7 protein-coding genes are annotated in these 6,000 nt (G+C 32.5%); all 7 read right to left on the bottom strand.

Annotated elements, in window-relative coordinates:
- Nucleotides 1–374: 374 nt before the first annotated feature.
- The 7 genes from GON26_RS19850 to tssD all read right to left on the bottom strand — a co-directional run bounded on the left by GON26_RS19850 (nt 375) and on the right by tssD (nt 5,987).
- Complete coding sequence (locus GON26_RS19850; RefSeq protein WP_160376511.1) at nt 375–515, bottom strand: hypothetical protein; 141 nt, start codon at nt 513–515, stop codon at nt 375–377.
- 156 nt (nt 516–671) lie between these two features.
- Nucleotides 672–1,109, bottom strand: coding sequence for a hypothetical protein (locus GON26_RS19845; RefSeq protein WP_160376510.1), 438 nt, complete (start codon nt 1,107–1,109; stop codon nt 672–674).
- A 3-nt stretch (nt 1,110–1,112) separates the two neighbouring features.
- Nucleotides 1,113–1,397, bottom strand: a complete 285-nt coding sequence (locus GON26_RS19840) for a DUF3289 family protein (RefSeq protein WP_317164719.1) — start codon at nt 1,395–1,397, stop codon at nt 1,113–1,115.
- A gap of 28 nt (nt 1,398–1,425) precedes the next feature.
- Nucleotides 1,426–1,863, bottom strand: a complete 438-nt coding sequence (locus GON26_RS19835; protein WP_160376509.1) for a hypothetical protein — start codon at nt 1,861–1,863, stop codon at nt 1,426–1,428.
- A 5-nt stretch (nt 1,864–1,868) separates the two neighbouring features.
- Nucleotides 1,869–3,731: a DUF3289 family protein gene (locus GON26_RS19830; RefSeq protein ID WP_160376508.1), complete on the bottom strand. Its 1,863-nt coding sequence runs from the start codon at nt 3,729–3,731 to the stop codon at nt 1,869–1,871.
- A 12-nt stretch (nt 3,732–3,743) separates the two neighbouring features.
- On the bottom strand, nt 3,744–5,570 hold the full coding sequence (locus GON26_RS19825) for a type VI secretion system Vgr family protein (protein ID WP_160376507.1): 1,827 nt from the start codon (nt 5,568–5,570) through the stop codon (nt 3,744–3,746).
- 21 nt (nt 5,571–5,591) lie between these two features.
- Complete coding sequence (tssD, locus tag GON26_RS19820) at nt 5,592–5,987, bottom strand: type VI secretion system tube protein TssD (RefSeq protein ID WP_160376506.1); 396 nt, start codon at nt 5,985–5,987, stop codon at nt 5,592–5,594.
- Nucleotides 5,988–6,000 lie beyond the last annotated feature (13 nt).

The raw sequence follows: 6,000 nt of genomic DNA, 5'->3' as shown, positions 1-6,000 counted from the left end.
TTTTCCATTCGGAGGTATGATTAAATAATATCAAAAAAACAATTAAAAAGTTTGTAACTATAGAAATGGTTTTATCATTAAAAGTAAATATATAGTGCAAAAATATGTAGCCAATAATAGTAACTAAAAATAATATGCTAAAAAAATTTACTATACCTATAAATTCAATAATATCAGCATTGTTACCTATTTTTAATGGACTTATAGAATAGATAATCGTTGATAATAGTGAGCTAATTAGGAATAACAATATTGAAAATTTTAATAATTTCTTCACTCGATTTCCTCCCTGTATAGTCTATTTACCACATAAAAAGAGAAACATAATTCAAGTATAAAATAATAACACATACTAATATATATTTTTTCATCATTTAAATTCTAAAACCTCGATTTGTAATTTTGTATTGTCTTTCCCATTCTAAATCTTCTTGTGCCTTTTTTTGTGCTTTTTCTTTCTCAATTTCAGCCTTTCCTCTTTGCAGATTTCCTGAGAATTTTTTTTCGAAACTCAATTTGGTCAAAAAGGGTTTATAACCTCGTAGATGTTGCAGTATAAACCAACAAATAAAAACCTCTTTTACTAAAGGAATAATATTAAAAACCTTTTGTAAATCAAAATGATCTTAGAAAATGACTTCGTGTTTTGCTGTATAATTTCATACAAAATTCTAATTGCATTTATAAATTATAGTGTCCAATTCAGACTTATTACCTTTATTTCCATAAAAATGGAACCTACCAACCAATTTTGTTGTATCATCTTTACATTTTGAAACAATAAAACAAGCAATTTTATCATTTATATAAAAACTTAATTGCTCCTCTCCTAAGCTTAAACCACTTGAACCATCTTCCTTATGATTTAAAAAATATTTTGTATCAGATGTGTATCTATAAAAATCAATTTGTGGAAGCTGTTTTTTTGTCTTACTAAGAAGATTCTTTAGTAAAAAATATTTTATAAGACTTTTTACTAAAGAATCTTCTTTTGGAGGATTCTTTAGTAAAAATAAATCACCTACTGCTTTAGACTGTACAAATTCTGTCTTCCTATTACATGAAATTATTGATAAAACAATAACAGATATTAATATATATATTTTCATAATTTAAATTCTAAAACCTCGATTTGTTATTTTGTACTGTCTCTCCCATTCTAAATCTTCTTGTGCCTTTTTTTGTGCTTTTTCTTGCTCTATTTCAGCCTTTCCTCTTTGCAGATTTCCAGAAAACTTTTTTTCGAATCTCAATTTGGTTAAAAATGGTTTGTAACCACGTAAGTGTTGTAGGACATACCAGAAGGCAACAACCTCATTGATACTAGGTATTGTATTAAACTTTTTTTGCATATCTGGTAAATCTAGCCCAAAATGATCCCATAAATGATTTCGTATTTTGCGGTATAGTTATCACTTTCAAAAGTTAATAGCATTTAAAAATTATTGTATCTGGTCGGTAAAAATTGCCATATTCATTATAGAATCGTAATTCTCCAATTAAATTTGCATTGTCATTTTCACATTTACTAATACTAAAAACAGCAATTTTTTCTTCTTCATAAAAACTTAATTGTTCTTCTCCTAAACTCAAACCGCTTGGATCATCTTCCTTATGATTTAAAAAATATTTAGTATCTGAAGTATATCTATAAAAATCAATATCCGGCATTCTTTTTAGATTCTTTTTAGAATTATTTAGTAAAAATTTTTTTACAAGATTTTTTACTAAAGAATCTTCTTTTGGAGGATTCTTTAGTAAAAACAAACCCCCAATTGCTTTTGACTTAATAAATTCTGGCTTATCTTCTTCACAAGAAGAATAAAAAAAATATATTAATAGAATAATAATTATATTTTTCATTTTTTTTAAAATTTAGGTTCTCTCAACATATCATCTCTCATCTTTTGATTTAACTCTTTTGCTTTTTGCTCTCTCTCGCCTTCTCTCATTTTTTCTCGTTCTGCTACTCCTTCTTGCAGATTTCCAGAAAACTTTTTTTCGAACTTTAATTTAGTTAAAAATGGCTTGAAACCACGGAGATGTTGTAGTATAAACCAACAAACAAAAACATCTTTTACTAGAGGGATAATATTAAAAATCTTTTGTAAATCAGGTAAATCAAGCCCAAAATGATCCCACAAAATGACTTCGTATTTTGCGGTATAATTATCCCCGTCAAAAATTAGCTCTTGCAATAAAACTTCGGTTGCCCAAATATCGTTTAGCGCAATTGTTAAACCATCAGTTCCTTTTACAGGTGCTTCATACAAAGCTCCATACGAATAAGTCGGTTTTGTAAATTCTTTTTTTCTTTTTCCTTTAACATTAGAAACGATTCTTTTTTCTTTTTCGATTTTCTCAAAATAAGACTCAACATCTTCAATTTTTTCTAAATTAGAAAAATTTATTTTGAGTTGTTCGGCAATATAATCTTCCACCTTTTGGCAATAATCATCAGTTTCTTTGCGGCTCAAGGCTTGGTTGGTCATGATTTGGCTCTCAAAAACACCGCCTTCGTTACGCTTAAACTTGTCTATGAGTTGGTGTAGGTTATCCTGCATTTCTCCTCTGGCAAAAAATGATTCGGCTCTATCCTTAAAAATGCGAAACAAATAATCATCATCTCTTTTTATTAATCCCAAAAAATCATGTTCGCTAAATTCTTCAACGTCTCTACCTGTGGTTTCTTCTCCAGAAATTATTTCGATATCTGTATAAGGCACTTTTACAAACCATTTAAGCTTTGTATTATAAATTTCATCTTTACTATACTTGGCTTTTCGGTTTTTATTTTGCCATTTTTTCCGGTTATTAATTTCGGTTGCAATATCTACTTTATGTGTGGCTACACGAGTATTGTCTATCTCAATTTTATAAAGCTCGTCTCGCTCAGAAGTTTGCTTTATCTCTATAGGGTTTAAGGATTCTAGCAAACTAGAATTATCCTCGTTTGAGAACAATCTATGTGTAAAATAATGAAAACCAAAAGTTTGATATTGGTTTTTAAATTTTTGTAAAACTTCTTGCGGATAAATTTGAGGGCCATTATACTTATATCCTGTTCCAAAAGTCATATCATCTGCAATATCAGTTCCTTGTGGGTTTAAACCAGGCATTTTGAAACGGTCTATTACTAAAGCGCCTAGCCTAAGATAATTTACTGGGCGAGCTGGTAAATCTACATTTTCTGTGCCTGTTTCTCCTTTATAAGTACATCTAAAGTATAGTTCGTATATTTTATCATTATCGATACTTTCTAATTTTCCAAAAAGATCGGGTACTGAAAATTTAAGAATATTTTTACCATCCTTACCTACTTTTTCAATTTTATAAGATTCATTTGTTTTTGGATGTACCAACTTCATAAAATCGTCTACATTTTTTACAGTGTCTTCGTAATAATCATTTCGATCATCATCATAAAGTGCAAATTCAAATTCGTGCCCTTCTTTGGCGTACTCTAAATCAAATTCTATATAGAATTGCAATTTTTGCCCGTAAACGGCTCTGGTTATGGGTTCGCCTTTATGATTTCTCCATTCTCCTTTTACAAAATAATTACCCATTCTTAACTCCGGAGCCTCATCAGGATCTCCATGATAAACGTGTCCATCACAAGAGTTACGTATAAAATCAGCAGCATTTTCAGAAATATCAACTCCAGAATAAATATTATGATCTCCTTTGGTTGTTTTTATAATTTCTTCTTCAGAATATCTTAGTCTCATAGTCTGTTCTCCTTAATTATAGGTTGTTCTTTCTCCGCTATTGTTTCTCAAATCTTTTTGAGCATGTTTACTTATCGTACCGTGGCTACTGGTGTCAACTCCTTTTGCGCCAAATTCTTTTCGTTCTTTTTCTGTATGCGATTCAATTTTGCCCTTTACAAATTCTTTGAGACTACCCATAACCCGAACAAAAAAATCAATGCCTACGCTTATATTTTTGGTTCCTTTTATATCTTCAGAATGGTCTCTTCCTATAGTATCGATTTTGTCTAAACCTACTGTAGTTCTTATGTTTTTTCCTGCATTAATAAGAATATCATCCCCAGCAGTAAACGATATGTTTTTAGGCGCATCTATATCAATATTTCCTTTTCCGTCCTGAAAAACTTTGCTTCCGGCGGCATCTTCTGTCAAAAGAGAACCTTCGGCATCATTAATGATAACTTTACAACCACTTTTAGTTTGTATCACTTTATTATCATTATTCGGAGTGTAATATCCAGAACTTTCTATTCCGTTATAATGGGCGCCCATGACTATTGGCCGGTCGATATCGCCTCCATCAAAACCTACCATAACTTCTTCTCCAATTTCTGGGATATAATAAAATCCTTTGCCAGCACCTCCGTGTGGCTGAATCAATCGTATCCAGTCGCTTTCGTTTTTATCATCGCCAGACCAGTTAAAACGCACTTTTACACGTCCTAAACCAGCTTCGTCTTTATTGTCTGTAACTTTTGCAGGTTGCATCTCGGCTCTGGAAAAAATCTCGACATCGGTATATGGAGGAGCGTAAACATCGGAAGGAATCGCAACAAATTCGCAACAATAATTGCCTCTTCCGGTTGACAAATGGGTCACTTCGATTACGACTAAATCTCTTGGAACTTCTTGCTCTTTGATGTTAAAAACCTGCCCCAAACCTAATGGCAAATGCGACATTCCGGTATAAAAAACACTGCCGGCATCTTTAGCAGCGGCCTGCATTTTGACCATTTCTTCTATTTCTGCGCTATTATGGGCTTGGGAGGTATAACTTCCGTAAATTCGCAGATAATCATGCGAATAAACTATCTGAGCCTGATCACGAGTGATGACCCTGGACAGCGAATCCTGACTACCTGTTGGGGTTTTGGGTACATGACTTTTTAGTGTATTGGCGGTATTAAAGTCATACCCCGACAACGAAGTTTTGTGTGATTCCAGAACGGTTTCGATACCAAAATTATGCAGCGAAGAACCGTTTATGAGTTTTATTTTACTTTGTTTGAGTTGCCCAAACTGCATGCGCATCCCATCAAAATAAAACCATTGTCCGTAGCGGATTGCCATTCTTTTGAGGAATTCAAAATTGGTTTCGTTGTTTTGCGCAATGGCATCAAAACGTTTGGTATAGGTGGGTTTTATGGCTTCCTGCTGGTAAAATTCTCCTGGACCCTCTTTTGAAAAAATATCCAAAGCAATTTCTTCCAGGGTCTGATTCTTAAAGATTCGGGTTTTTCTTAAATCATTTAGCACTGCGGTATGACTAACACCTGTTACATGAAGTCCAACAGGGCTTCCATTTCGATATTGTGTCATGGTTTTGGTGATGATGCCTTTGGACATCAATTTGGTTCCGCCTTCAGTTTTAAAAGTAAAAATAACTTCACCACCATTAAACATCTGAATTTGCTTAAACTGTTCTTCTGGTTTGATGACTATCGAACCGGTATAATGCCACATAAACGAAAAATGATGGTGTTCATTCATTTTTTGTTCTAATCGCAATTTAGAATGGATTACTTGTTTTTGAAATCCTGTGACGGAAATGTGAACTTGGTCCGCAAATTTTCCCATGGCTTGTATGTTTTAAGTCGATTATTCTAATGAAATCCAGTTATTATCAAAGGTTGCATCGCCAAAAACAATGTTTTGGGAAATTAATTCCATAGTAATTTTCATAGGAACTTCGGTTGTACTTGTAAACTGCTCATGATAGTTGATGCAATATGCTTTTGTAAAAGTCAGTTCTTTCATCTTGCTCATGGCATCTCTTCTGTAAAAAATAATTTTTCCGTCTTTGGTTAAGTCGCTGTTAATCATCCAGGATAAGAAATGCGTATTTTTCGAAGCTTCAATAGTGATATTGATGTTTCCTCCTTTTGATATACCGTTAGGCTTGCCAGTTGTGTCTCTTTCTTGTGTAAAATTGATGTGAAATTCTAACACGTTAAATTCCTCACCATCTACTTGTAATCTTGATAAAAAGCTCATATTGAATTTGGTT

The organism is Flavobacterium hydrocarbonoxydans (genome assembly GCF_009789235.1).
GTDB classification, from domain to species: Bacteria; Bacteroidota; Bacteroidia; order Flavobacteriales; family Flavobacteriaceae; genus Flavobacterium; species Flavobacterium hydrocarbonoxydans.
The sequence above is the reverse complement of the archived record's forward strand: the minus strand, read 5'-3'. Positions and strand labels throughout refer to the sequence as shown.

What these genes read in the sequence shown, in the direction of transcription:
- tssD (WP_160376506.1), bottom strand. Translation starts at nt 5,987, where the DNA reads ATGAGCTTTTTATCAAGATTACAAGTAGATGGTGAGGAATTTAACGTG.
- GON26_RS19845 (WP_160376510.1), bottom strand. Translation starts at nt 1,109, where the DNA reads ATGAAAATATATATATTAATATCTGTTATTGTTTTATCAATAATTTCA.
- GON26_RS19825 (WP_160376507.1), bottom strand. Translation starts at nt 5,570, where the DNA reads ATGGGAAAATTTGCGGACCAAGTTCACATTTCCGTCACAGGATTTCAA.
- GON26_RS19830 (WP_160376508.1), bottom strand. Translation starts at nt 3,731, where the DNA reads ATGAGACTAAGATATTCTGAAGAAGAAATTATAAAAACAACCAAAGGA.
- GON26_RS19835 (WP_160376509.1), bottom strand. Translation starts at nt 1,863, where the DNA reads ATGAAAAATATAATTATTATTCTATTAATATATTTTTTTTATTCTTCT.